General features: G+C 46.6%; 22 protein-coding genes. 14 read left to right on the forward strand and 8 right to left on the reverse strand.

Annotated elements, in window-relative coordinates:
• Positions 1-2: 2 nt before the first annotated feature.
• On the forward strand, positions 3-1,145 hold the full coding sequence (locus tag AAC052_RS19245) for a cysteine desulfurase family protein (RefSeq protein ID WP_339815097.1): 1,143 nt from the start codon (positions 3-5) through the stop codon (positions 1,143-1,145).
• A gap of 1 nt (position 1,146) precedes the next feature.
• Here AAC052_RS19245 and hemH read toward each other — a convergent pair whose 3' ends face one another.
• Complete coding sequence (gene hemH / locus AAC052_RS19250; protein ID WP_339815099.1) at positions 1,147-2,178, reverse strand: ferrochelatase; 1,032 nt, start codon at positions 2,176-2,178, stop codon at positions 1,147-1,149.
• 82 nt (positions 2,179-2,260) lie between these two features.
• Between hemH and AAC052_RS19255 the strand changes: the two genes are divergently transcribed.
• Positions 2,261-3,031 carry a hypothetical protein gene (locus tag AAC052_RS19255; RefSeq protein ID WP_317488798.1) on the forward strand — a complete coding sequence of 257 codons (771 nt, stop codon included), beginning with the start codon at positions 2,261-2,263 and terminating at the stop codon, positions 3,029-3,031.
• Between the two features lie 7 nt (positions 3,032-3,038).
• Here the strand turns inward: AAC052_RS19255 and AAC052_RS19260 are convergent, their stop codons facing one another.
• Positions 3,039-3,602: a VTT domain-containing protein gene (locus tag AAC052_RS19260; RefSeq protein WP_317488799.1), complete on the reverse strand. Its 564-nt coding sequence runs from the start codon at positions 3,600-3,602 to the stop codon at positions 3,039-3,041.
• A gap of 210 nt (positions 3,603-3,812) precedes the next feature.
• Between AAC052_RS19260 and AAC052_RS19265 the strand changes: the two genes are divergently transcribed.
• Positions 3,813-5,021: a hybrid sensor histidine kinase/response regulator gene (locus AAC052_RS19265; protein WP_339815101.1), complete on the forward strand. Its 1,209-nt coding sequence runs from the start codon at positions 3,813-3,815 to the stop codon at positions 5,019-5,021.
• Between the two features lie 19 nt (positions 5,022-5,040).
• On the forward strand, positions 5,041-8,136 hold the full coding sequence (locus AAC052_RS19270) for a tetratricopeptide repeat protein (RefSeq protein WP_339815102.1): 3,096 nt from the start codon (positions 5,041-5,043) through the stop codon (positions 8,134-8,136).
• On the opposite strand, the gene AAC052_RS19275 is transcribed toward AAC052_RS19270, so the two are convergent.
• Entirely contained in the window at positions 8,120-8,899 is a 780-nt protein-coding gene (locus AAC052_RS19275) for an alpha/beta hydrolase (RefSeq protein ID WP_339815103.1), read from the reverse strand. The genes AAC052_RS19270 and AAC052_RS19275 overlap by 17 nt on opposite strands.
• Positions 8,900-9,373, reverse strand: coding sequence for a hypothetical protein (locus AAC052_RS19280; protein WP_317488803.1), 474 nt, complete (start codon positions 9,371-9,373; stop codon positions 8,900-8,902).
• A gap of 185 nt (positions 9,374-9,558) precedes the next feature.
• On the opposite strand from AAC052_RS19280, the gene AAC052_RS19285 reads away from it, so the two are divergent.
• Positions 9,559-10,047 (forward strand): MOSC domain-containing protein, encoded by a 489-nt coding sequence (locus AAC052_RS19285; protein WP_339815104.1) that lies wholly within the window; start codon positions 9,559-9,561, stop codon positions 10,045-10,047.
• Here the strand turns inward: AAC052_RS19285 and AAC052_RS19290 are convergent.
• Complete coding sequence (locus tag AAC052_RS19290) at positions 9,999-10,679, reverse strand: hypothetical protein (protein ID WP_339815105.1); 681 nt, start codon at positions 10,677-10,679, stop codon at positions 9,999-10,001. The two genes, AAC052_RS19285 and AAC052_RS19290, sit on opposite strands and share 49 nt — an antisense overlap.
• Positions 10,680-10,812: 133 nt before the next feature.
• Here AAC052_RS19290 and AAC052_RS19295 point away from each other — a divergent pair, with 133 nt between their 5' ends.
• The 6 genes from AAC052_RS19295 to AAC052_RS19320 all read left to right on the forward strand — a co-directional run bounded on the left by AAC052_RS19295 (position 10,813) and on the right by AAC052_RS19320 (position 17,719).
• Positions 10,813-12,096, forward strand: a complete 1,284-nt coding sequence (locus AAC052_RS19295) for a parallel beta-helix domain-containing protein (protein ID WP_339815106.1) — start codon at positions 10,813-10,815, stop codon at positions 12,094-12,096.
• A complete protein-coding gene (locus tag AAC052_RS19300; RefSeq protein WP_339815107.1) occupies positions 12,093-13,208 on the forward strand; it encodes an SO2930 family diheme c-type cytochrome in 1,116 nt (371 codons plus the stop codon). The genes AAC052_RS19295 and AAC052_RS19300 overlap by 4 nt, the downstream gene beginning before the upstream one ends.
• A gap of 141 nt (positions 13,209-13,349) precedes the next feature.
• Positions 13,350-13,571 carry a hypothetical protein gene (locus AAC052_RS19305; RefSeq protein WP_152001549.1) on the forward strand — a complete coding sequence of 74 codons (222 nt, stop codon included), beginning with the start codon at positions 13,350-13,352 and terminating at the stop codon, positions 13,569-13,571.
• 161 nt (positions 13,572-13,732) lie between these two features.
• Entirely contained in the window at positions 13,733-15,433 is a 1,701-nt protein-coding gene (recJ, locus tag AAC052_RS19310; protein WP_339815109.1) for a single-stranded-DNA-specific exonuclease RecJ, read from the forward strand.
• Between the two features lie 15 nt (positions 15,434-15,448).
• Positions 15,449-16,180, forward strand: a complete 732-nt coding sequence (gene lptB / locus AAC052_RS19315; protein ID WP_339815111.1) for an LPS export ABC transporter ATP-binding protein — start codon at positions 15,449-15,451, stop codon at positions 16,178-16,180.
• A 45-nt stretch (positions 16,181-16,225) separates the two neighbouring features.
• A complete protein-coding gene (locus tag AAC052_RS19320) occupies positions 16,226-17,719 on the forward strand; it encodes a GH3 auxin-responsive promoter family protein (RefSeq protein WP_317488810.1) in 1,494 nt (497 codons plus the stop codon).
• 47 nt (positions 17,720-17,766) lie between these two features.
• Here AAC052_RS19320 and AAC052_RS19325 read toward each other — a convergent pair whose 3' ends face one another.
• Together AAC052_RS19325 and pheA are read right to left on the reverse strand one after the other, a co-directional pair.
• Entirely contained in the window at positions 17,767-18,282 is a 516-nt protein-coding gene (locus AAC052_RS19325) for a hypothetical protein (RefSeq protein ID WP_339815112.1), read from the reverse strand.
• Positions 18,283-18,424: 142 nt separating this feature from the next.
• On the reverse strand, positions 18,425-19,489 hold the full coding sequence (gene pheA, locus AAC052_RS19330; protein WP_152001544.1) for a prephenate dehydratase: 1,065 nt from the start codon (positions 19,487-19,489) through the stop codon (positions 18,425-18,427).
• Between the two features lie 263 nt (positions 19,490-19,752).
• Between pheA and glyA the strand changes: the two genes are divergently transcribed.
• The 3 genes from glyA to rpiB are packed head-to-tail and all read left to right on the forward strand — an operon-like array spanning position 19,753 to position 22,314.
• Positions 19,753-21,024 (forward strand): serine hydroxymethyltransferase, encoded by a 1,272-nt coding sequence (gene glyA, locus AAC052_RS19335; RefSeq protein ID WP_339815113.1) that lies wholly within the window; start codon positions 19,753-19,755, stop codon positions 21,022-21,024.
• Positions 21,025-21,064: 40 nt separating this feature from the next.
• Positions 21,065-21,883 (forward strand): twin-arginine translocase subunit TatC, encoded by an 819-nt coding sequence (tatC, locus tag AAC052_RS19340; protein ID WP_317492379.1) that lies wholly within the window; start codon positions 21,065-21,067, stop codon positions 21,881-21,883.
• On the forward strand, positions 21,880-22,314 hold the full coding sequence (gene rpiB, locus AAC052_RS19345; protein WP_317488814.1) for a ribose 5-phosphate isomerase B: 435 nt from the start codon (positions 21,880-21,882) through the stop codon (positions 22,312-22,314). Before tatC ends, rpiB begins: the two co-directional genes overlap by 4 nt.
• Here rpiB and AAC052_RS19350 read toward each other — a convergent pair whose 3' ends face one another.
• On the reverse strand, positions 22,315-23,724 hold the full coding sequence (locus tag AAC052_RS19350; protein WP_317488815.1) for a hypothetical protein: 1,410 nt from the start codon (positions 23,722-23,724) through the stop codon (positions 22,315-22,317).
• Positions 23,725-23,728: the final 4 nt, after the last annotated feature.

Below are 23,728 nucleotides of genomic sequence, written 5' to 3' on the forward strand. Positions count from 1 at the left end.
CCATGCGAGTATACCTTGACAACGCTGCCACCACACCACTCGATAAAGAAGTGCTGGAGGCGATGCTACCCTACCTGACCGAGCACTTCGGCAACCCAAGTTCCATACACGGGCATGGGAGACTGGTGCGGTCGGCGATTGAAAGGTCAAGGAAAAAAGTGGCTGAGCTACTGAATACCTCCCCTTCAGAAATCTTTTTTACTTCCGGCGGCACCGAGGCTGACAATACTGCGCTGACGAAGTCAATTGAAGCCTATGGCCTCACGCATGCCATCACGTCAAAAATCGAGCACCACGCTGTGCTTCACACACTTGAGTATCTTCACGAGCAGGGCAAGATTGACCTAACCTATGTGGAGCTTGACGAAAAAGGTCATGTAAGCCTGGATCACCTGGAGGCGTTTCTGAAAGACCATCCCGGCAAGGCTTTGGTCAGCCTGATGCATGCCAACAATGAAATTGGCAACCTGAATGATATTGAGAAAATAGGCCAGCTGGCTAAGGAGTACCAAGCCGTTTTCCATACTGATACCGTGCAGGCAGTAGGGCACTACCGCCACGACCTGCAGGCGCTCAACCTGAACATGATGGTGGGTGCGGCTCACAAATTTCACGGGCCAAAAGGCGTTGGCTTCCTGCACATCAACCATAACTGCAAGATTCATCCCTTCATCCATGGCGGAGCACAAGAGAGAAATATGCGGGGGGGCACTGAAAACGTTCCGGGCATCATTGGCCTGGCCAAAGCACTGGACCTTGCTTATGAGCACATGGACGAGCACCGAAAGCACATGGAAGCCTTGAAAGAAAGCATGATCCGCCAGTTATCCGCCAACATTGAGGGCATCACATTTAACGGCGACTCGGCCAATCTCAATAACAGCCTTTACACTGTGCTCAGTGTCAGCCTTCCTCCCAACGAAGACAACGACATGCTTCTATTCAGCCTTGATATTGAAGGGGTTTCTGCCTCTGGCGGCAGCGCTTGCTCCAGCGGTTCGAACGTTGGCTCACATGTGTTGGGTGCTTTGGGAGTAGATCCCATGCGGGGAAATATCCGTTTTTCTTTCTCCCGCTTCACCACCCAACAAGACATAGACTTCACCGTTCAAAAACTGACTGAGCTTGTGGCTGTCAGAGCCTGATCTAAGAAGCTTTTTCCAACACCAGGTTTTTAAGGCATTCTATCCAGAGCGGGTGATCATTGAGGCTTTCCACCAAGTCCCAGCGTTCTCCGCCAGCCTCTAAAAATTGTTCCTGATAGGTTTCTCCTACTTCAACAGTCGTTTCGAGGCAGTCCGACACAAAAGCCGGAGAAAAGGCGAGTACTTTTTTGTAGCCCTTTTCAGCAAACTCTACCAGCTTCTCGTCTGTATAGGGCTGTATCCAGGGAGTTTTCCCCAGCCGGCTTTGAAACGCAACGGTATATTTGTCCTCAGGAATACCCAGGCTTTCAGCGATTAACCGTGAGGTAAGAAAACACTGAGCACGGTAGCAATACCGGTTCTTATCGTGGCAGTTGTTGCAGCACTTGCCCAGCTGGCACTGTGAACCAACCGACCCTTTGAGAATCTGTCTTTCGGGCAACCCGTGGTAGCTGAATAAGTAGTGATCGTAGTCATGCTGCTCCATCCACTTCTTTGCCCGTTGAGCAATCACTTCTATGAACATCGGGTCGTCCGCAAACTGGTTGATGAAACGAATGTTGGGTATAATCTGCCATTTCCGAACAAGCTCCATTACTTTATCAGCCACTGAGCCGGTGCTGGCGGAGGCATATTGTGGAAAAAGAGGCACCACAATTATTTCGCTAACATGCGCTTTTTTTAACTCGTCCAGCCCCGATGCAATACTCGGATTTTGATATCGCATGGCCAGTGCCACCACGTAATCGCCGTTCAGTTCTTTCTGAAGCAAGTCTCTCACATCCTCCCCATAATACTTGAGCGGAGAGCCTCTCTCATCCCATAACTTTTGATATTCCGCCGCTGACTTGGGCGCACGAAAAGGAGCTATGATAAGGTTAACAAGCATCCATCTCTGGGCAAAAGGAATATCAATTACCCTGCCGTCCATTAAAAATTCTCTCAGGTATTTCCTTACATTAGGGGTATCTGGCTGATCTGGTGTTCCTAAATTGACCAGCAACACTCCCTTTTTCCCTTTCTTGTTATTCATATTTCAAATTTATAGACTAACAGGATTTTTTAAGGATGGTTGCCGAATTCTTTTAATTAATTTAGTTAAACAAAATGCAATCATGAGAAAACACGTAGCTCAAATAACGCTATCACTCGTACTATCCACAGCAGTTTCTTCATCCTTCGCTCAGGGCTCAAATGTTGGAAATACCGCCTCCACAGCGGGCAACGAATACCTGCAAAAGCAAAATGCCGTTGACCGACTTGCGGCGGTTAACCCCAACACGGCAACTTTCGGAATACCCCTGCCCCCTGCGTCTCTTGAAGGCGATTTCTATCTCGATTCAGAGTTCAAAGAAGGAAGCTTCGAATTGACCGTGTCTCCCAAAGTTTATGATGATATGGTGATCAGATACGACCTCAGGAGTAACCTTATTGAAATCAACTATGACGACGGCGTAAGAGGGCTTGACGGAAATAAGGTAAAATATTTTGACCTGAAAACTTCTACCAATAAGTACAAAAGGTATGTCAATGTGAATCAGCTCAAGGGTAGTGGTGACGATATGCCAACGAATATTTTTCTGGAGGTGATCCTTGACGGCGCTGTGCCGCTTTATTCTTATGAAAAGATCACAATTAAGAAAGCAGACTACAACGTAGCCCTCAATGTGGGCAACAAAAACGATCAAATTCTGAAAAAGCCTGTTTACCTCTCCATTGTAGATGGCAAAGCTATCGAGCTAACCAAGGGCAAGAACTCAAATGTGTTTTCACTTTTGCCGGGAAAAGAAAATGAATTAAAAGCGTATGCCAAGGCCAACAAGATCAAGCCTAAGGATGTTGAAGATTACGTGGCCATTATCAACAAAATAAATTCTATGAACTAGAGCCAAATCAAAAGTTGTGGGCGGCCCATATAACATAAGCATACGCACTAAAGCGTATAAAGCGGGTGAGCGAAAACAGCAACATCTTTTTGAAGGAATACTTCACCGCTCCCACCAGCATACAAATACCTGAAAAAGGGAGTGGCGTGAGCGCAGCGACAATGATCAAAAAGCCGCCATATTCGTCAAGGTAGGTGGTGTACTTGCCAAAAAAGTTTTTCTCGAGCGCTTTGTAGAACTGGGTCTGATTGAGATACGAACCAATAAAGTATCCAATCACCCCCGCAGCGTAGGACAACGCCGCCAAAATCAAAACGTTGGAGATGTAAATGGCTGCCACTCCTTCTCTGAGCGACCAGATCATAAATACCTCGGGGGGAATAATGCCCACTACAACCTCGGAGACTGTGAAAATGGAAAATACGTAGAGGGGTTTTTCGTAAATGGGAGACAACCAATCCAGGTAGTCAACATCCACATATCGCTTCACCACGAGGTAAACTACTACCAAAAGGGCAAACCAAGCCAAGCCCTTTAAAAGATTCTGTAGCAGAAAACCTTGTCTGTTCATACCTGGTCTATTCTTCCCGGGCAAACATAAAAGTTAGTTTGCCCATTATTATCACCATTGCCCAAAAAAAGTATGAATAGAATGAAAAATGTTGCTGTACACGTTAACTATTCGCTAAAAAGAAGGTAGTAAAGCTAAAGTTTTGTAACAATATGGGGGTTCTTTTCCGTCTGAATGTTTAAGACTTAGCAACTACCTAATCAAACCACCTTGCAAGAAAAAAAGTATTCTATTTTATATGTAGACGATGAGTCAAACAACCTCATCGTATTTCGCAACGCCTTTTTCAGGAATTTTAAGGTAATCACGTCCAATTCAGCGGAGGAGGCCCTGGATATTTTGAAGACTGAGGTGGTTCAGGTGATCATTTCTGACCAAAGAATGCCGGGCATGACTGGTATCGATTTTCTGTCGAAAGCGAACCAGATATCGCCCGATTCTATCAAGATGATACTCACAGCCTACAGCGATATTGACGTGATACTCAAAGCTGTCAATGAGGTCGGCATTTATCAGTTCATCCTCAAACCATGGGATTCCAATCACCTGCTGCTCACCCTTAACAACGCTATACAGAAATACGAACTCAGCACTCAAAACAAAGCCCTGATTGACGACCTGGGCAAGGCCAAGGCCAACCTCGAACAAAAAGTGATTGAGCGCACACAGGAGCTGGCTACAAAAAACAAAGAGCTCTCCACTCTCAATGAAGTCAAGGACAAATTCTTCTCGATCATTTCTCATGACCTGAAGCTGCCCATCGCTTCGCTCAACATCCTGCTTGAAATTATGCTCAGCTTTAAGCACCAGCTTGATGAGCAAAAAGTGCATGATCTGGGTGAAAAAGCAAAGGAATACCTCCAACACGTTACTCAACTGCTCGACAATCTGCTTCACTGGTCATTGTCGCAAACTGGCGATATTAAAATCAGTAATAAAAAGACGGACCTCGTGAAGGTGGCCAAAGGTCAGGTGGACCTATTTGATTTTCTGGCTTCACAGAAAGACATCCGTATCGTCATGGAAACTGACGGAAGTCCTTTGTGGTCAATGGTGGACGAAAATATGGTAAGTCTGGTGCTGCGAAACCTGATCAGCAACGCTATCAAATACTCCCACGAAAAGGGAGAAATTCACTTGTCATTCAGGAGAGAGAAAGACGCCGTTGTCATTTCGATTGTCGATGCTGGCGTGGGAATCCCGCAAGAGCTGATAGAAAAGCTACAGGGAAATACCTGGAGTGAGCCAAGAAGGGGCACGATGAATGAAAAAGGGGCTGGCCTGGGACTCAGGCTGGGCAAGGAGTTCATAGAAAAAATGCACGGGCAGCTTATTATCGACAGCAGCGTGAACAAGGGGACTAAAGTAAAAGTATACCTTCCTCTCTATGAGGTTGTAACCCAAAAGGAAATTGCTTAGAAAAGCTTACATACTGCTCTTGTTAGCACCTTTAGTGTGGGAAACAGCTTTCTCTCAGGAAACCCCCTATCCCTACACAGAAGATAGCCTGAAGGCTACTTCTTTCTTGCTAAAAGCGGAAATAGCCCTTTCGGAAAAGAGACTGGACTCAGCGATTTTTTATGGCAACAACGCACTCGCCATGGCGGAATCGAGGGCCATCCGGTGCCTCATTGCAAGAAGCAATATTGTGATCGGCGACAGCTACAAGCAGAAAGAACAATTCGCTTCCTCACTTAATCACTATCTCGTTGCCCTGCGTGAGTTTGAACTCCTGGGTAAACATATGGAAGCATCGCAGAGCAATGACCTTATCGGCGAGCTATACGACGAATGGAAAGTGCCACAGAAAGCCTGGGTATATTTCATGAAGGCCTACGAAGAGAAAAAAGGGATCAGCGACACGCTGGGGATGAAATATAGCCTGGGAAAGGCTGCCACGGCGTTTGAGCTGGCCGGAAACAATCAGAAAGCCATTGAGAATTATCAGCTCATGCTTCAACTCATTAAAGACGACGACAAACAAGCTGAGCTGACCCTACTGCGAAGGCTTGCCCTTCTGCATATTGACGAAAAGAAACACACACTCGCCCTGGCTTACGACCTGCAGGTATTGTCGATTTACCAGGCTTTAAAAGATACTCCCGGCATCATCGCCTCTCTCAATAATATCGGCTACCTCTATCAGTACCTCGATGAAAAAATGCTGGCGCTGGAATACTTCAAAGAGTCGCTCGAACTTGACCTAAAGCATCATAACAATGATCCTTTCTATGTGGGAGACATGGTGCTGCTCGCAAATATCGGGAGCATTTACCATGACATGGGCGACAATTCCAGGGCGCTGAACTACTTCTTCGAAGCCATCAAATCGAACGAAGCACGAAAGACTCCTTCAAAGACACTTCCGCTATACAACGAGGTAGTGGCCACCTATATGAAAATGGATCAGTGGGAAAAAGCAAGAACATTTGCCGAAACTGCCATTCAAATTGGGGAGAAGCTCCCGCAAAAGTCCGAAGACCTTATTGTCACCTACAAGCGCCTTTCCGACATTCACGAACATCTTGGCGATTACAAACAGTCTCTGAGTTTCTTCAAAAAATTTGCCTGGTTGTCCGATTCAATTTCCACTGACCGACAACTACATGCCAAGTCTCAGCTCAATCAGCTGCTTACGCTCGACAAAAAAGAGAATGAGATCAGGCTGCTGATGGTAGAAAAGGAAATCAAAGACCTGGCGTTGAAAGAGCTTCAGCTCGAATCTCAGGAAAAGCAAAGGGACATTGAGCTGCTGCAACGTGACAATGAAATCCAGCGGATTATTCTGGGAAAACAGTTGGCAGAGAAAATCCAGGAAGAACAGAAACTTAAGCTGGAGCAGGCCAGACTAGAGGCACAAAACAAAGACAACGACATAGAGTTGTTGCAAAAAAACAAGTTCATCCAGGATCTTGCTCTCAAGAAAAAGGAGCTGGAAGAAAAAGAGAACCAGAAAGAGATCGAAATCCTCCTTCAGGAGCAGGCCATTCAGGATCTTGAGCTGACCAAGATTAAAAGCCTGAGAAATTTCTTCATTGGCGTCACTTCCCTTGTGCTGGTCATTTTATTCCTTATTCTGAGGAGCTACCGCATCAATGCACGAGCCAAAAAACTGCTGCAAGGCCAGAACGAAGAGATCAACTACCAAAAGGAGGAAATTGAAACCCAAAAGGACAAGCTCGAAGAATCTTACAATGACATTAAGCGCCTAAGTGAGGTGGCTAAAGAAATCAACTCTCACCTTTCGGTAAGCGATATCGTCCAAATTGTGTTCAGGTATATACATGGCCTGATGGACTACTCAATTGCCGGGGTGGGTCTCTTTGAAGAAGACAGCCACAAGCTGAAGTTTCAGGTGATAAGCAAAGGCTCTGCCTCAATAGAAAAGATAAATGTATCGCATAAAAAGGCTGATCACCCAGCCATTGCTTGTCTTGAAAATTCACGGGAAGAAATTTTCTTCGACACAACCCTGCAACCAGATTTCGTGGGCTTCTCTGCCAATCATTCGGTTTACAGATCGGTGATTTATCTCCCGCTTGTGGTGAAGAATAAGCGCATAGGTGTATTAACAGTGCAGCACCTGGAAGCCGAGCAATACCAAACCTATCAGATCAATATACTGAGAAGCCTGGCATTACATGTGGCCATTGCCCTTGAGAATGCCTCGGCTTACCAACAAATTGCTGAAAAGACCCACAACCTTGAAAAAGCGCTGATGGATTTGAAGGCTGCACAGGCGAAGCTTATTCAAGCTGAAAAAATGGCTTCCCTGGGTGAGCTTACTGCCGGCATTGCTCATGAGATCAACAACCCCGTCAACTTTGTCTACGCAGGTGTGGATGGCCTTAAGAATTCCCTGCAAGATCTTATTACGGTGCTAAACAAGTACGCCGAGCTGGAGGAGTCAGACGAGCCAAATATTTCGCCTGCCTTTTTGCAGGAAATAACCGCCCTTAAAGAGCAGCTGTATTTCAATGAAACCAAAGAGGGCATGTTCCAGGTGGTGGAGGCTATTCGTGAGGGGGCTGTTAGAACGTCGCAGATAGTCCATGGGCTGCGAACCTTCTCCATGAACGATAAGGGCGATAAGCAGCTGACTAACCTTCATATAGGCATCGACAATTCATTGGTTCTACTTTCTCCAAAGATCAAAGAAAAGAGGGTTCGGATAAAGAAGGAATACGGAGATTCGATGAGGCCAGTTGAGTGTTTTCCCGGCCAAATCAATCAGGTGTTTATGAACCTTATCTCAAATGCACTGGACGCAGTGGCAGAAAAAGGCATCGTAACCATCAGAACAGAAGGTTTTGGCGATAAGGTAAAGATTTATGTAGAAGACGACGGCTGCGGGATGTCGGACGGCATTCAGAACAAGATATTTGAACCCTTCTTCACAACCAAAGGCTATGGAAAAGGCACAGGGCTGGGCTTGTCCATCACCTTCGGCATTATTGAGCGACACGGCGGCAACATTGAAGTGGTGAGCACGCCTGGCAGCGGCAGTCGGTTCACGATTACATTGCCCGTTTAATAAGGTCTTTTACCAGCTGCGCCGTTTTTTCTGGCTGCTCCATGGGAAACATATGACCAGCATCCACAGCGATGAACTCAGTTTGCTTGAACCTCTTTTTGTGCTCCTCAATGGAAGCTGCAGAACCTATTTCAAAACGGCTGGAGTAGAGATAAAAACTTGGTACATCAATCTTCCCGCTTCCTAATGAAAATGGTGTGTGCTTAAAAATCCTGTACTCTTCTTTCGTTGAAAAATCCAGTTTCGCCCTGCCCTGCTCCGTCTCTACAAGACCGTGCTCAATATAGTCTTTAAAAGCCTCGGGGTGAAAATCTTTGAACAGTGGCTTATTTCTGAAACTTTCAGCAACCACCGCCTTACTCTCCCATTCCCACTTTCTCTTTTTTGCTTTTACAGCCGGCGGCACAAGTTTGCCGGAAACGCCAACTATCCTTGCGCCTAATAAGAGGAGGCGCATTTTTTTGCCGAAAAATGGTGGATCCATCATGATCAACCCTTTGAATAAGTCTGGTCGCTTGTAGTAGGCGTTCAGTGTAACCACGGCCCCAAGTGAGTGACCGAGGCCAATGACTGGCTTCCGTTGCTTTTCAATTGATTCAATGAGCTGATTAGTCAACGGTGCCCAGGAAAACCTGGGTTCGAACCTCTTGTCGTGCCCAAACTTTTCCAAATATTGCACATCGTTCGGCGCTAGTTGCTCAAGGAAATAGCGGTAAGTGAGCGCTGTAAACCCATTGGAATGAGCAAAATGAATAACGGACATCTAATTCTTCCCTTTCTTCGACTTTTTGGCTGGCTCCTGACCTTTTTCCCAATCCTTCTTAAAGTCTTTCAGAGCAGCTTCCGCCGCATACTGGAAGCCTTGTGCCGGTGAGGAACCCATGGCCTTGCCATCGCTCTGATAAACAGTGTCACTTTTGCAGTCTACCAGGTACAGCGATGTATGGTATTTTCCACTTATCCTTTCGTGTGTCTCAAGTTTGAATGTCATTACACTGCAAGAGTCCTGCCTGATCTCGGCATCCCAATTCTCCCGGGTGTCTCCAATCAAGTGAAACTGCTCTATGGTAAGCCATCTTCTGGCGTACAAACTCACCTGAAACATATCCTTGATGCCCGAGTAGTCAATTGTTTCGACACTCACATGCTGGAATGGGGGGATGGGCGGGGCCGTTTGTGCGTTGGTAAAACAGGATAACGCCATTGATAGAACTACAACCAGAATCACTCTCTTCATCTTATTCAACAAGTTTTTCAATGTTTTCCTCACTACAAAAATAGAACTCTATTGCATAAATTTACCTATCAGAAGCTGTATTCCACTATCATTCAAAGTCTTTCATTGAATTTAGCTGGAATAGTTTGAAGCACTTCGGTTCACCTTACCCATCGCCCGTGAAAGAGCTAAATCAAAATACACCAATGGCAGAGCTTATGAGGCACTTTAGCCAAAAGGGCACTGTAGCATGGATTGGCGTTCGTCCGGCAAGGAATGAAGCCGTTTTATCAGTTAAAAATGTGAAAGCAACACCCGGAAAGGGGCTGGAGGGTGATCGGTTCAAAGGGCCCGCCAACAACCCCAGGCAGGTGACGCTTATTCAGGCTGAGCATCTGGCAACTGTGGCTTCCATGATGAACAAAGAAAGTGTTGATCCGGGGTTGTTAAGGAGAAATATTGTAGTGCAGGGCATCAACCTGCTGGCGCTAAAGGATAAAACCTTTGCCATTGGCACTGCTGTTCTGGAGATGACCGGCTTGTGCCATCCATGCTCAAAAATGGAGAAGGCATTGGGCTTTGGTGGTTACAATGCCATGAGAGGCCATGGGGGCATCACAGCAAAGGTAATACAGGAGGGGGTGATTCAGGTGGGCGATTCAGTGCTTGCTTCAGAAGACGGTTCGGGTGACTGATCGCCAGTCTGTTTGCTGTCGGTTTTTTTCGAGCCAGAAAGCCTGTCCAGCTCCCAATGAGGCAGCAGCAAGTCGTTGAACCTGAGCTGATATTGCTCTATCAGCGTTTTCACCATAAAATTGATCCTTCTTAAGGCGTCTTCCTTGTAGTCGACCCTATTCATCGGATGGTGAATAAACAGCATGATAACGGGAAAAGACTGCTTTCTAAACTCCCCCAAAACCGAAGGAATCTGGTCATTCGCCTGCTCGCTGCCCGCCAATTGCTCATTCGCCTGCCGGGCGAGTTCGCCGATGTGTTTCACCAAATGAACATACAATTGCTGCGTTTCCCGAGTGGAGTTCGCATACTCTTCGGTCAGCTCATTGCTGTAGTTAGCCACCAGTTTCAGCCCTGTCAGGCAGGCATTCAAGGTGGGGTACACATTGGGCTGCCAAAATATTTCTCTGAACGTAAATAAATTCGGGAGCATCTCTGCATCATAATAAGGGTCATTCTCAAGCTGATGAATGAGCGCTAGGGAAACCTTTTCACTCACAAAATTTCCCGCTACCAGATTGAAAGACCATTCTGATGCCTCTTCCCCAATTATTTTCAGAAAAGGCCATATCTCACCGAAATCAAGTTTCATAGGCATTTGGAAAGATAGGAAGGTAAGCAAAAAGAAAAAAGTGGGGCTTCATTCATAGCTACAGCCGTGTCAATTTTGCTGATGTTTCTTATTTTTACCCTGCGCCCAGAAACATTTTGAACAACACTTACTCATGAAGCACTTTTTTTATTTGGCCCTCATAGCTTTGGTAGTCGCCTCCTGTGGCGACCCTGTTACAAGGGCTATCCCCTTTGAAGATACCGACTACAAGGATATTTCTCAGGATCTGCAGACCAGGCTCATTATGGCCGAAGCTGGGGATACTATCGTTATACTACCCGGCCATTATGTATTTAAAAGGAGCCTTACTTTGGAAGGAAAAGACAGCATCACCATTATGGGCGCTGGAATGGACAAAACCATTCTCTCCTTTCATGAACAAACAGAAGGAGCTGAGGGATTGAGGATCCAAAACGGAAACCAGATAGTGCTCAAAGATTTGACGATCAGAGATGCCGTTGGCGACAATATCAAGATACAAGACATCAACGGGCTGGAGCTGATCAACGTGAAATCGGAATGGACAGGTGAGCCTGAAGAAACCAACGGCGCTTATGCGATCTACCCTGTGATGTGCAAAAATGTTTTGATCGACCGGTGTGTCGCCATTGGCGCCTCAGATGCTGGCATTTATGTGGGGCAGTCGCACAACGTTATAGTGAGCAACTCTACTGCCTACAATAACGTGGCTGGCATCGAAATAGAGAATACCACGAGCGCAGACGTTTTCAACAATGAAGCTTACGACAATACCGGAGGCATCCTTGTTTTCGACCTGCCGGGTCTTTCCCAATTAGGGGGAAACGTCAGAGTGTTCGACAACAAAGTAAGTAGCAATAATTTCCGAAACTTCGCCCCTAAAGGGAACATAGTGGCCTCGGTGCCTCCCGGCACAGGCGTGATGGTGCTGGCAATGACATCAGTAGAAATTTTTAACAATAAAGTATCTGAAAACAGAACGGCAGGAGTGTCTGTTATCAGCTATGACTTTGTGATGGCAGCAGCAGCCATGGACGATTCGAATGACGGCGATGCACAGATGTCGCAGAATGAAGCTGCTTATAAGGCCGACAAAAACTACAACCCTATCCCCTCTGGTGTCTTTATCCACGATAACAGCATCGCCAACAGCTTTACTTTGCCCTCTCTTAAAAGTGATATTGGCTATCTGCTCGTATGGCAATTCGGACTCTCCATTCCTGACATCCTTTGGGATGGAATTACCGCCGCACCCTCTGACAAGGTCATTTGCGTGCAAGCCAATGGTGACGCATCGTTTGCCAATATGGATGCAGCCAATGATTTTGAAGACAGCAACCGGGATATTGATGCACACACCTGTTCAGGAAATGTGCTTCCACCCGTCGTTTTAGAAAAAGCAGTTGCTTCGCTATGAGGTTTTTTGTTCCAGTCCTTTTCTTGTTTGCTTTTTTTGCTGCCTGTGACTCAGGCCAGAAAAAAGAAGCAAGTCAAAGACTTGTCCCTGCTTCTTTAAGAACGAACAACGACAATATCCGGCAAAACAGGCAACCTCTTTCACTTGGCCCCGACAAGCTGTCGGAGTTCGGGTTCTTCGAAGGAAAACTATCGGATTTGGTGCCAGGCAAAGGCATTGTGCCCTACGACCTCAACATGCCATTGTTCTCTGACTATGCCGATAAAAGCAGGTTTGTGGCCTTGCCTCCAGAGAAAGTAATCACAGTGTTGGACGATGGCTCTCTTGATTTTCCTGTTGGCACCAGGCTCATCAAAACTTTCCACTATCCCGCTAAAAACGAGGCTGGCAGAAAGCTGATGGAAACGAGGGTGATAGAAAAGACGGACAAAGAATGGAAGGCCCTGACCTATATTTGGAACGATGAACAAACGGAAGCTTTTCTTGAAGTAGCTGGCGGAAATATCGATGTTGAACTAGAGCAAGATGGCGTGCTGCAAAAGGTAAGCTACTCTGTGCCAGATGTTAATCAGTGCAAAACATGCCACGGCCGATCCAACGCCGTGATTCCACTCGGCCCAAAAATTTCGCAGCTAAATAGAGACTACACCTACCCCGAAGGCACTACTCAAAATCAATTGAGTTACTGGAAAAGCAAGGGACTTCTTGACCTTCGGGACGAAGCCGCCGCATTGGGGGCATTTCCTGACTGGAACTCCGCACATGCCAACGTCAGTCTGGCCGCCAGGGCCTATCTCGACGCCAACTGTGGTTCCTGCCATCACCCGGAAGGTTCGGCCAACACGTCGGGGCTATTCCTCACCTTTGACGTCAGCGACAGAAGCAAGTATGGCATTATGAAAAAACCCGTTGCAGCAGGCAAGGGATCAGGCGGGCGGCTTTACGCTATAGTGCCTGGCAAACCGGAAGAGTCTATTCTTGTGTTCAGAATGGAGTCTACTGATCCTGGTATAATGATGCCAGAACTTGGCAGGTCTTTGCCTCACAAAGAAGGAGTGGCGCTTATCCGTCAGTGGATCGCCGAGTTGGAGTCAAACGCTCCCTCACAATAGTTTATTTTCGCAGGCTTTAGGGGATTAGCTATAATTTCTTGTCTTTCAGGTGAGTACACGTTAAAATTAACCAACCTTTAACATGATTTTAACGTCCTGGGAAAAATAAAATAGTATGCTTGCATAATAAATCAAAGGGTCATGTTTAAGTTAAAACCCATCTACCTTAACGGTAAAAAGTTCATTCAACTTTCTCAGTTGCCAATGCGCCAGGCCAACGCTTTGTTGTCGTGGCTGCCAGGTAAAAGTATCATGCGCCTGATCAACGACGGCGTTGAGCTTGAGGACTGTATCGACTATTCCAACTATGAATATTGGTTCGATACTTACTTCAAAAAGAGAGAGTTCGAGCTGGACTTTTGATATTTTTTCGAATTAAGATACTCCCTCCCGACGCCTCCGTCGGGCATGTGACCTTATTCTCCTCATTTCTTTACAGACTATCGCTCATCAATCGATTGAATTTGTATTTTTGGAAATAACCTGTTTTTCATATTTCCCAAGTACTTCAATCGCAGCAATAAATGAGCAAAAGATGGGTATACAAAGACCTACCTAATCCCGAAACAGTGCATTCGCTGGCTTCAGGCATCAAGGTAAGCGATACCCTGGCAGCATTGCTGGTGCAAAGAGGCTATTCCACATTCGAAGAGACCCGTGCCTTCTTCAGGCCACACCTCGGCCAGCTACACGATCCATTTCTGATGAAGGACATGGAAAAGGCCGTGAACAGGTTGAGTGAGGCGATTTTCAAAAAAGAGAAAATACTTATCTATGGTGACTACGATGTGGATGGCACCACTTCTGTGGCACTGGCTTATGGCTTTCTCCGCAAGTATCATTCTAATATTGACTACTACATCCCCGACCGTTACGATGAGGGCTACGGCATTTCAGAAACTGGCGTCCGCTGGGCAGCCGAGCAGGGTTTTACGCTTGTCATTGCGCTTGACTGTGGCATAAAAGCAGTTTCAAAAGTAGAGTTGGCCAATTCCCTGGGGGTCGATTTCATCATTTGCGACCACCACCTTCCGGGCCCGGAGCTGCCCAAGGCATTTGCCGTGCTTGACCCAAAGCGCCTCGATTGCGATTACCCGTTTGATGGGCTCAGCGGCTGTGGAGTAGGTTTCAAGCTCATGCAGGCCTTTGCCATTCAGAACACTGTCGACATTCAGGAGCTTTATCTCTACCTCGACCTGGTGGCTGTCAGCATTGCTTCCGACATCGTGCCTGTTGTAGGCGAAAACAGGGTGCTGGCCTACTTTGGCTTGCAGAAGCTTAATAAATCGCCTTTGCCTGGTCTGAAAGCTTTGAAAAACCTTTCGGGTATCCGGGGAGACGTTACAGTGACCCGAGTAGTTTTTGGCATCGGGCCTCGCATCAACGCCGCCGGGCGAATCGATCACGCCGGTGCGGCAGTGGAGCTATTGCTGGCCAGAACCGAGGAAGAGGCCGAAGAACTGGCAGCCCAGCTTGACATCAAAAATGACCTTAGAAAGGGCTTTGACGAAAATATTACCAAAGAAGCACTGGCAATAATTGAAGAGGAAGATCAACTCAAGAAATCTTTTTCGACCGTGCTTTATAGAGAAAACTGGCACAAGGGCGTTATAGGCATTGTAGCGTCCCGTTGTATAGAAAAGTTTTACCGGCCAACCATTATCCTGACTGAATCAAATAGCAAAGCAACGGGCAGTGCCAGGTCAGTAGTTGGCTTCGATGTGTACGAAGCCATTGCAGAATGCGCTGACTTACTAGATCAGTACGGCGGCCATAAGTACGCCGCCGGGCTAACGATGAATTTGGATAAGGTTGAGGCCTTTAAGGAACGGTTCGAAGAGGTGGTGGCCAGAAGAATTACGCCAGAAATGCTGGAGCCAATCATTGACATCGACCTGGCGATTCCAATAGAGGGTATCAACCACAAGTTTTTCAATATATTAAGGCAAATGGCTCCTTTTGGGCCAGGTAACATGCAACCGGTGTTTGTCTCCACCAACGTAGTTGCCAAATCGGTAAAGCAGCTGAAAGACATACACCTGAAAATGTTTTTGAGCCAGGAAGGCTCCAAGGCTTCCCTTGAGGCTATTGCTTTTGGATTTGGCGAGTACTATGATGCTATTGCAAATGGCACACCTTTCAATGTGGCCTATACTATTGAAGAGAATGACTTTATGGGAAACAAAACCATGCAATTACACATCAAAGATTTGAAGCTTGATTAATACCTGAAAGGATCAATGAAACTAAGTGCACACAACCTGGTAAAAAAGTATAAAGGAAGAAGCGTTGTCAACAATGTGTCGGTTGAGGTTTCGCAAGGAGAAATTGTCGGCTTGCTTGGTCCCAATGGCGCCGGAAAAACGACTTCCTTTTACATGATCGTAGGTTTGATAAAGCCCAACGACGGGGAAATTTTTCTGGATGACCAGAACATCACCGACCTGCCGATGTACCGGCGAGCCAAGCTTGGCATTGGTTATTTAGCACAAGAAGCCTCCGTATTCAGAAAATTAAGTGTGGAAGAAAATATCATGGCTGTTCTCGAAATGAGAAATATTCCGAAGGCTGAGCAAAAAGAAAAGCTTGAGAGCCTGCTGGAGGAATTTAGCCTCGGGCATGTGCGCAAAAACCTCGGCATGGTGCTTTCCGGAGGAGAGAGAAGAAGGACGGAGATTGCCAGGGCTTTGGCAGTTGATCCCAATTTTGTATTATTAGATGAGCCTTTTGCAGGGGTAGACCCAATCGCTGTGGAAGAGATCCAAACTATTGTGGCACAGCTCAAGAAAAAGGACATTGGAATCCTCATCACGGACCACAATGTGAATGAAACGCTGTCGATAACTGACAGGGCCTATTTGATGTTTGAAGGAAAACTGCTAAAATCAGGGACTGCAGAAGAGCTGGCTGCTGACGAACAGGTAAGAAGGGTGTACCTGGGCAAGCACTTCGAGTTGAAAAGAAAAGTTTAGTCAACAACACCAATGGAAATTCTCAATTCTATAATGACCTGGGTCATGAAAAAGCGAATCCACCAGATCGAGCTTTTCATGAAGTATCCCTTTGAGGTGCAGGAGGAGCTTTTCCAGAGGCTGATTCAGCGGGGTAAGGACACAGAATACGGCAACAAATACGGCTTTGTGGATTTTCGAAATCATGAGGACTTTCAAAAGCGGGTGCCGATCGTGTCTTACGAAGAACTGGCACCCTACATTGACCGATTAATGAAGGGGGAGCAAAATGTGCTCTGGCCAAGCGAGGTAAAGTGGTTTGCCAAGTCGTCGGGCACTACCAATGCACGCAGCAAATTCATCCCCGTTTCTCCCGAGGCACTTGAAGACTGCCATTTTAAGGGTGGCAAAGATCTCATTTCCATCTACGTTAACAACTACCCCGAATCCAAGCTTTTTACAGGCAAGGGCCTCACCATTGGCGGCAGTCAGCAGATCAATCAGTTTGATAAAAACGCCAACTCCTATTATGGCGACGTTTCCGCTGTCATCATCAAGAACCTTCCTCTATGGGTTCAGTTTGTGCGCACACCAAGCATGGAAATTGCGCTGATGGACGAGTGGGAAGAAAAAATTGAGATGATGGCCACCACCACTCTGGAGGAAAACGTGACCAGCATCAGTGGCGTGCCCACATGGACGGTCGTCTTACTACAGCGAATATTGGAACTAACAGGCAAAACCAATATCCTGGAAGTGTGGCCAAACCTGGAAGTCTTCTTCCACGGCGCAGTAGCTTTCCCCCCGTACAAAGACCTCTTTAAGGCGCTCATTCCCTCCGATGGCATGCGCTACATGGAAACCTATAATGCGTCCGAAGGCTTTTTTGGCATACAAGACCAAAGGAACTCCGACGAGATGCTGTTGATGCTCGACTACGGCATTTTTTATGAATTTGTCCCTTTTGAAGAAATTGGCAACGATCACCCCAAGGCACTAACGTTGGAACAGGTAGAAATTGGGGTTAATTATGCGATGATTATCACCACCAACGCTGGGCTCTGGAGATACAGAATTGGTGACACGGTTAAGTTCACCTCTATCAGCCCTTTCCGGGTGAAAATCAGCGGCCGGACGAAACACTTCATTAACGCCTTTGGTGAAGAGCTGATTATTGAGAATGCAGAAACGGCGATTACTGAAGCATGCAGGGAAACCTCGGCGGTGATCAGCAATTTTACGGCCGCCCCACGTTACCTTGAGGGTGGACAAAAGGGAGCTCACGAATGGGTGATGGAGTTTATTAAGCCTCCAAGCGACAGAACCAGGTTTATAGAGGTTTTGGACAGCACCCTTCGAAAAATCAATTCAGATTACGACGCCAAACGGTATAAAAGCCTTGCCCTCGAAGCGCCTGTGCTCTACGTGGTAGAAGAAGGCACTTTCTATCAGTGGATGAAAAAAAGAGGGAGGCTTGGCGGCCAAAACAAAGTGCCACGGCTTTCCAATTCCCGGGAGTATATTGACGACCTGCTGGAAATGATGAACGTTACGGCATAAAAAAAGGGAGCCATCGCCCCCTTTATTGATCTGATTTCTTCGCCTCATCATGAATGCCTGTCCCGGATCACCTTGCCATCGGGCGATACCACAATCAGGCGCTCCAGGTTGCCTTTTTCCAGCTGTATCTCAAACCTATCACGGTTGAACCTGCCTACCGAGATGATTTCATTTCGATCAACCACCTTCCAATTGCTATACTGCGAGTGTATCGTAGCTTCTACTGCCTCGGGCAGTTGGGCGTGCTTCTTTATTTCATTAGCCTTTTCAAACCCCCCATCGGGTTTGTAGTACGCTGTGAAATCCAGATCACTGTTTTCGATGACTACCTTATACACTTTTGCCGTCACGCTGCCCTTGCCTTCCATGTAGTGCAGGTACCAGGTTTGATCCTGGAAATTACTCGTTTCCGGAAATTCATTCTCCAGGCTTTTGAGGATTCGAATGGGCACTTCGCTCCTCTCAATTTTGGTGTTCTTACCTATTTCAATTTGTTGGGCATTGGCCTCAACCACAATTCCAAAAGCTATAGCCACTGCGGCCAGCATTGATAACTTTTTCATTTCGATGGTTTTTTTGTGTTCTTTTCCAGGCAAGCGTGGCTGTTTGTCACGCTTTGGAATTTGAGGCCTCAAATATTTCCCAGATGAGTTTAAAACGATCTAAAAGTGCGTTTCGTTCTTTCCAACGGCACTATTTTTTTGACTAAACCAGCTTCACATAACTGCCCAACCACTTAATGTTGTGCCAGTAGTTCTTCACCACCTTTTGGACCCGTCTATCATTGAAATGGCCATCGAAGTCGATATAAAAAATATACTTAAAATTAGAGCCCTCTTTAGCTGGCCGGCTCTCAACTTTGCAAAGATTGATCTTGGCCTTGTGAAATTCTTGCAGGAACGTAACCAAAGCTCCCGGCTTATCTTCCAGGCGTGCCAAAATGGATGTCTTGTCGTTGTTGCTTGGCTCGTTAAAATGCCCCTTGCAAAGAATGATGAACCGGGTAGAGTTCTCTCCGGAATCTTCAATGTTCTCAAACAGTATCGGAAGGTCATATTCCTTGGCTGCAATGTGAGCGCAAATGGCCGCCGCACCTTTTTCTTCCTTGGCTATTTTTACAGCCGTGCTAGTAGAGTTGACCGGCACCAGTTCCACTCCTTTGTCGAAGTGATCCTCGATGAAAGCACTACACTGCCTGAAAGCAATGTCTTTAGAATAAATTTTCTTAATGCTTTTCAGGTTTTCTTCTTCAGTGGCAAAAGCGAAGTGGATGGCCAAAGGCAGCTCGGCAATGATGTTAAGGTCGTAGCGGCCAAGCAGGTCAATGGTTTCCTGCACCACCCCCTCCTGGTTATTCTCAATAGGCACTACGCCAAACCTCGCCCTATCGCTCTTAACGGTTTCAAACACCGCTTCAATGGAGTTAAGTGAAGTGTAAGTGCTCATTGCCCCATACCGGCTTTCTGCTGCCTGGTGGGTAAAACTTCCTTCCGGCCCCAGGTAAGCCACTCGTTCGGGCAGCTCCAGATTCCTCGCTACTGCGAAAATCTCAAGAAAGATGGCCTCAATGGCCGCCCTGTTGAGCAAGCCTTTGTTCATTTTGTCAAGCCTGTCGATGATCGCCTTTTCTCTTTCGGGGCGGTAAATCGTGGCGTTGGTCTTTCTTTTTAAATCGCCGACCTGCTTCACCACTTCCATCCTCTGAGCTAATAAGTCCAAAATCCTGTTGTCGAGGTCATCTATCTGCTTCCGGTATTCTTCTAGTGCCATGTCCTTTGCCTTATAATTAATTCCTGATCCAACAGGTATGCGCTGTGCGGATGTTGCCTTTATTTTGAAATGGGAACAAAAATGTACGTTTTTTTTGGGTAAAACAACATATAGCAGCTGTGTCAGTTGGCCGAAACGGCGGGCTTCGTCAAGGCATATTTCTTTTGGTTGTCGCATGCTAAAAAAGGCATTGTAATACGTCTGGTATTTCAATTGGTAAATTCTACTGCTTGCGCTAACTTTGGCCGCAAACAATTCCTGAAATGCAGAGAGATACATTGATTTTTGACCTCATCCAAAAAGAGAAGAAAAGACAAGAAGACGGCATTGAGTTGATAGCCTCTGAGAACTTTGCTTCTCCGCAGGTAATCGAGGCGATGGGTACCGTGTTAACCAACAAATATGCCGAGGGCCTCCCTGGTAAAAGATACTATGGTGGGTGTGAAGTCGTTGATGAAATAGAAACTCTTGCGATTGAGCGTGCAAAGGAATTGTTTGGCGCCACCTGGGCCAACGTGCAACCCCACTCAGGGGCTCAGGCAAATGCCGCTGTGATGCTGGCAGTGCTTAATGCCGGTGACGCTATCCTTGGGTTTGACCTCTCACATGGTGGGCATTTAACTCACGGATCCCCCGTCAACTTTTCAGGCAAGCTGTACCGGGCCAATTTCTATGGCGTTGAAAAGGAAACCGGCGTCATCAACTATGACGTGGTAGAAGCTACAGCAAAGAAGGAAAAACCTAAGTTGATGATTTGTGGTGCTTCAGCTTACAGCAGAGACTGGGACTACGAAAGGCTCAGGGCCATCGCCGATCAAGTAGGTGCCCTATTGCTGGCAGATGTATCACATCCTGCGGGGCTCATTGCCCGGGGTTTGCTCAACGATCCGCTTGACTATTGCCACATAGTAACTACCACCACTCACAAAACACTGCGGGGCCCAAGGGGTGGCATGATTATGATGAGGGAGGATTTCGAAAATCCGTTTGGGCTGAAGACGCCTAAAGGCGACTTGAGAATGATGACTTCGCTGCTGGACGGCGGTGTTTTCCCTGGCACGCAAGGCGGCCCACTGGAGCATGTGATAGCAGCCAAAGCGATTGCCTTTCAGGAAGCTTTGTCGGACGACTACATGAACTATGTGCTGCAGGTACAAAAAAATGCGAAGATAATGTCTCAGGCATTTGTCGACAAAGGTTACAAAGTGATTTCGGATGGCACCGACAACCACATGATGCTGATCGACCTGCGCCCTAAAAACTTAAGCGGCAAGCAGGCTGAAAATGGCCTTATAAAAGCAGATATTACCATCAACAAAAATATGGTTCCCTTCGACGACAAGTCTCCGTTTGTAACCTCGGGCATGAGGCTCGGAACTGCGGCCATGACCACAAGAGGACTCAAAGAAAATGACATGCTGAAAATCGCCGAACTGGTGGACGACGCATTGATGAACCATGAAAATGAGTCCAAACTTTCCGCTATCAAGAAGGAGGTAAATAGCTGGATGAGCAACTTCCCACTTTACAAATAATTAAACTATACCGGCCGTGGCGGAGAGTGAAGAGAAAGAAATGTCGTTTATCGACCACCTGGAAGAGCTCAGGTGGCATCTGGTGCGTTCAGTAGCATCAGTATTGGTTTTTTCCGTGGCAGCCTTTGTTTCCAAGGGCTTCATATTTGGCGTGCTGATTCTTGGCCCGTCCAAAACTGACTTTTGGTCGTACAGAATGCTTTGCAAGCTCTCCGAGATTGTTAAGATTGATGCCCTGTGCATCAATGAGCTTCCTTTCATTATCCAAAGCCGACAGCTTACCGGGCAGTTTACCATGCACATCACCTCCTCACTGGTAGTGGGGCTTATTTGTGCCTTCCCTTATGCCTTTTGGGAAATTTGGCGTTTTGTAGCGCCTGGACTTTACTCACATGAAAGAAATTTGACCCGTGGGGCCACCTTTTTTGTGAGCTTCCTTTTCATGATTGGCGTGCTATTTGGCTACTTTATAGTGACGCCAGTGTCAGTGTACTTCCTTGCCAACTATCAGCTGGATCCATCCATTCTCAACGAGTTTGATATTATCTCTTATGTTTCCACGGTAGTGACGTTGGTACTTTCAAGCGGGCTGATTTTCCAGCTTCCGATTGTGATGTATTTCCTAACAAAGGCCGGAATTGTAACACCGGAATTCCTGATCACCTACAGAAGACATGCTATTGTTGTTATTTTCATTGTTGGCGCTGTGATTACTCCACCAGATCCTTTTAGCCAAATGCTTGTTTCGCTGCCGATCGTCGGGCTTTATGAAGTGAGTATCTATATTTCGAAGAGAATCAAACGCAGAGAAGCGAGAGAAGAAGCAAAAGAAGCGCTGAAACGAAACCCGAAATCATGAGCTTAAAAATTGCCCTGGGAGCTGATCATGCTGGCTTCGGTTACAAAGAAAAGATACTTGCCTTTTTGCGACGTGAAGGTCACATAGTAAAGGACTTTGGCACCCACAGTGCTGATTCAATAGACTATGCGGATTTCGCTCATCCTGTAGCCACATCCGTCGAAAGTCATGAATCTGATTTTGGTATCCTTATTTGCGGCAGTGGCAACGGTGTGGCCATGACAGCCAATAAACACCAGCAAATACGAGCAGCCCTTTGCTGGAAAGAAGAACTAGCTGCGCTCGCCAGACAGCACAACAATGCCAACGTATTGTGCATGCCAGAGCGATTCGTTGACTATGAAGAAGCTGAAAAAATGGTTAAGGCTTTTCTTTCAGTTAAATTCGAGGGAGGCAGACACGAACGAAGGGTGGGCAAAATAAGCTGTTGACTACTCCCTTCTTATGTAGAGGTTCGTCCCCTCCACGCTCTCATATCTTTCGCCTATAGCAGGTGCCCGATTTATTAACTTAGGCATCAGGCCTTCGAGGTCTACGATTACCTCGGGCTGGATTTGATCGATATTGTTGAATACGTTTTCAACATTGCTGTAAAAATCGAGTTGTGTTACCTCCTCCTCACTCAGGTTCCAGTTCAGGTATTTACTGCCCAATACGGCGCTTTCGTAGTAGCTTTCCTTATCGCCAATTACCCATATTTTCTTGCCTGAGTAGCTGGCTGGCAACAACTCCTTTTGAGCGAAATATGCATCGTAAGTAATTGTCTCACTGAGCCTGGCAGGCAGCTTAAACATTGCATAGCTCCAGCCGAGCACCAAAACAAAAACCAAAGTAGTAAATATTTCAGCCCAAATTCTCCGCCTCATTTCCAATATATAGTGAGCAGTAAAAAAGGCTAGTGGGGGCACAAAAATCAGGAGCAGCTGCGGAACGATTTGGTTTGAAATAGCCAGCGTGATGAACCCGGCAATAATATTGATGAACATGACCTGTTGAAATTTTACCTGATAGTTGGCAAATCTCGCTTTGGTGTAAATCCGAAATAGAGAGACCACAAGGATCAACAGTGAGGATCCGCCGATGACCAAAAGCTGAAACGAGGACATCAAATAATGCTTTCTCGTTCTCCAAAGTCCTTTCATAAACTGCGTGTGGAACTCATCCACGGCGTCGAACCAATAGTAGTAGGCATAGCTAACAGAAATCAATACCGAAAAACCAAAAAAGAGCAGGATGTACCGCCGTGGTATGGATCCCGTAAAGAGGGCCAGCGATAAAGCTGTGGTAAAAAGGAAGGGAAGTAGTGGCAGATAGAATAATACTGCAATGCCCAAGTAAAGCCCTGTGTACAGAAAAAGCTCATCCCGGGTATTGTTGTCTATGCGCCGGAAAATATTGTTGATCGCTAACAAGATGAACGTAATACTGAACAGAATGGGCGGTAGCGTGATGAAATCGAACGAAAGGTTCATGTACATCATGTAGAACAATGCAGGCACGTAGGTGTTTTCCTTGTAGGCCTTGTTCCGGAGCAGCACCTGATTGAATAGCCCAGCCTGAATAATTACCAGCAAAGCAGAGATGACGTAGTAAGGCCAGCGGGAGTCGCCAAACAGGTAGAAGATCGCCTGATACATGACGCCTGACAGCGGCCCGATGTCGTCCCAAATATCGAGATAAAGGTGGCCACCCTGAGCCATTGCCTCCCCAATAAGCCTCCAGTGCAGCTCCGGCAACGTGAGTGGAATTCCCCAAATGTAAAATGGCAGCCTTACCAGCACCAAAAGTAGCAGCACAAAAATGAGGCGGTAAGGGTCGTTTATTCTAAAAAAAGATAGCAACGGA

This window comes from uncultured Imperialibacter sp. (assembly GCF_963974565.1).
GTDB classification, from domain to species: domain Bacteria; phylum Bacteroidota; class Bacteroidia; order Cytophagales; family Cyclobacteriaceae; genus Imperialibacter; species Imperialibacter roseus.